This window comes from Kitasatospora cystarginea (assembly GCF_039533515.1).
Lineage (GTDB): Bacteria > Actinomycetota > Actinomycetes > Streptomycetales > Streptomycetaceae > Kitasatospora > Kitasatospora cystarginea.
On record NZ_BAAATR010000124.1, the window covers coordinates 1 to 3629 of the forward strand.

1 protein-coding gene is annotated in these 3629 nt (G+C 71.8%); it reads left to right on the forward strand.

Annotated features, from left to right (window positions below):
• Window positions 1-3629, forward strand: a 3629-nt coding sequence (locus tag ABD369_RS40220) for an amino acid adenylation domain-containing protein (RefSeq protein ID WP_425557892.1), incomplete at both ends; no start/stop codon positions are given.

The window sequence follows — 3629 nt, forward strand, 5'->3', positions numbered from 1 at the left end:
TGCGGGAGCACCTGCGTGAGCGGTTGCCGGAGTACATGGTGCCGGCCGTGTTCGTGACGTTGGACGAACTGCCGCTGACGCCGAGCGGGAAGCTCGACCGGCGGGCCCTCCCGGAGCCCGAGCAGGTCGCGGTGGCCCCGGGGCGGGCCCCGCGTACCGCGACCGAGCACCTGCTCGCCGGGTTGTTCGCCGAGGTGCTCGGCGTCCTGGCGGTCGGGCTGGACGACAGCTTCTTCGAGCTGGGCGGGCATTCGCTGCTGGCCACTCGGCTGGTGGCCCGGGTGCGGTCGGCGTTGGGTGTGGAGCTGAGGCTGGCCGACCTGTTCGATGCGCCGACGGTGGCCGGCTTGGCGGCGGCGGTGGACGTCGCCGGCCGGGCGCGCTCGGCGCTGGGGCGGCGCGAGCGGCCCGAGACGGTACCGCTGTCCTTCGCGCAGCGCCGGCTGTGGTTCCTGTACCGGATGGAGGGCCCCAGCGCCACCTACAACATCCCGCTGGCGCTGCGGCTTTCAGGGCGCCTGGACCAGCGGGCACTGCAGGCAGCGCTGGTGGACGTGGTCGAGCGGCACGAGAGCCTGCGCACCGTCTTCCCGATGGTTGATGGCGTGCCGTGCCAGCGGGTGCTGGACCTGAACGCGGCGCGGCCACGGCTGCGGGTGACCGCAACCGGCGAGGAAGAGCTGGCGGAGCAGCTGGCCGAGGCGGCCCGGTACGGCTTCGAGCTGGCGATGGAGCCGCCGCTGCGCGCCGAGTTGTTCGAGCTGGGAGCCGAGGAGCACGTACTGCTGCTGGTGGTGCATCACATCGCCGGTGACGGCTGGTCGATGGGGCCACTCTCGCGGGATCTGACCACCGCGTATGCGGCCCGGGCCGAAGGGGCCAAGCCCGAGTGGACACAACTGCCGGTCCAGTACGCCGACTACACCCTCTGGCAACAGGAGCTGCTCGGCGACAGCTCGGATCCAAACAGCCTGCTGAGCAACCAACTCACCTACTGGCACGAGCAGTTGGCAGACCTCCCCGAGCAGGTCGAGCTGCCATTCGACCGGCCCCGGCCGACCGCGATGTCCTATGAGGGCGCCCACCTACCGGCGCTGATCGACACCGAACTCCACCACGGCCTGCGCAAGCTCGCCCGCAACGGCGGAGCCAGCCTCTTCATGGTGCTGCAAGCCGGCCTGGCCGCCCTACTGGGCAAGCTCGGCGCCGGCACCGACATCCCCATCGGCACCCCGATCGCCGGACGCACCGACGAGGCCACGGACGACCTGATCGGCTTCTTCGTCAACACCCTGGTGCTGCGCACCGACCTTTCCGGTGATCCGTCGTTCACCGAGCTGCTGGGGCGGGTGCGTGCCAATGCCCTGGCCGCGTACGCGTATCAGGATGTGCCGTTCGAGCACCTGGTGGAGGTACTGAACCCGACCCGGTCGCTGGCGCACCACCCCTTGTTCCAGACCATGCTTGCGCTGCAGAACGCGCCGCTCGGCGAGTTCGACCTGCCGCGGCTGCGGGTGGCGACCGACCTGGTCCACACGGGGACGGCCAAGTGTGACCTGACCTTCATGGTGGCCGAACGGCCGGGCGTGGAGGGGCTGTCGGTCCTGGTGGAGTACAGCACCGACCTGTTCGACGAGGCCACCGTGGCGGGGATCGTCGAGCGGTGGTTGCGGCTGCTGCGGGCCGTGGTCGCCGACCCCGGCCGGCGGATCGGCCAGGTGGACGTGCTGTCCGCCGAGGAGCTCGAAGCGCTGCTGCCGCCCGACACCGGCCGCAGCGGGGAGTCGCCGCAGAGCGGCATCACCGCACTCTTCGAGCAGCGGGTACGGGTGAACCCTGCCGCTGTCGCCGTGGTGAGCGATGAAGTCACGCTGACGTACGGGGAGTTGAACACCCGGGCGAACCGGCTGGCGCATGCCCTGATCGCTCGGGGGGTGGGGCCGGAGCAACTGGTGGCGCTGGCCCTGCCACGCTCGGCCGAACTGGTGGTCGCCGTCCTCGCGGTGCTCAAGGCGGGTGCCGCCTATGTTCCGGTGGACCCGCAGTACCCGGCCGCCCGGATCGCCTACCTGCTCCAAGACTCCCGCCCCACACTTTTGTTGACGAATAGTCAGGTCGGTGAGCTGCCGGGCGCGGACCCGGTGGAGCGGCTGCTGCTGGACGCCACTGACCTGGACGGACTACCGGACACCGACCCGGCGATTCCCCTCGATCCGCGCCACCCCGCCTATGTCATCTACACCTCCGGTTCCACCGGGAAGCCCAAGGGCGTCGTGGTGCCGCACCGGAACGTGGTGCGGCTGTTCGGTACCACCCGGGAGCTGTTCGACTTCTCCGCCGAGGACGTGTGGACGCTGTTCCACTCCTACGCCTTCGACTTCTCGGTGTGGGAGCTGTGGGGCCCGCTGCTGCACGGCGGACGGCTGGTGGTCGTGGACCACGAGACCAGCCGCTCACCCCACCGCTTCCTGGAGCTCCTGGCCCGTGAGCGGGTGACGGTGCTGAACCAGACACCATCCGCCTTCTACCAGCTGATGCAGGCGGACGCGCAGGCACCGGAGACCGGCCGTTCGCTCGCGCTGCGCACGGTGGTGTTCGGCGGTGAGGCGCTGGAGCCCGCCCGGCTGGCGGGCTGGTATGAGCGCCACCCGGACGACGCGCCGCGGCTGGTGAACATGTACGGCATCACCGAGACCACGGTGCACGTCACCCATGCGGCGCTGGACCGGGCCAGTGCCACGGCCGGCACGGCCGGCCTGGTCGGTGCGGCCATCCCTGACCTGCGCGCGTACGTGCTGGACGGCGGTCTGCGGCCGGTGCCCCCGGGGGTGCCCGGCGAGCTCTATGTGGCGGGCGCCGGACTGGCGCGCGGCTATCTGAACCGCCCGGGCCTGACCGCAGGCCGGTTCGTGGCCGACCCGTTCGGGCCGGCCGGTGCGCGCATGTACCGAAGCGGCGACGTCGTGCGCCGCGGCACCGACGACAGCCTGCGGTACGTCGGCCGGGCCGACCAGCAGGTGAAGGTCCGCGGTTTCCGGATCGAACCCGGCGAGATCGAGGCCGCGCTCGCCAAGTACCCGGGCGTCGCCCAGGTTGCCGTGCTGGCACGCCAGGACCGGGCCGACGACACCCGACTGGTCGCCTACCTCGTGCCGGCCCCGGGCACCGCCCCACGCCCGGCCGAACTGCGCGAGCACCTGCGCGAGCGCCTGCCGGAGTACATGGTGCCGGCCGCGTTCGTGGAACTGGACGCCCTGCCGCTGACCGTCAACGGCAAGCTGGACCAACGCGCGCTACCCGCACCCGAGTTCGCCTCGACCAACACCGGCCGCGCGCCGCGCACCCCCCAGGAACAGATCCTGTGCGAGCTGTTCGCCGAAATCCTCGGGGTAGCCGACGCCGGTGTCCAGGACAGCTTCTTCGACCTGGGCGGACACTCGCTGCTGGCCACCCGCCTGGCCGCCCGGGTCCGCGCGACCCTCGGGGTCGAGCTGGAGCTGCGCACCCTGTTCGAGTCCCCGACCCCGGCCGGCGTGGCCGCCGCGCTTGCGGGGGCCCGCCGGGCGCAGCTGGCCCTGGCGCCCCGGCCCCGGCCCGAGCGGACCCCGCTGTCTTTCGCGCAGCGGCGG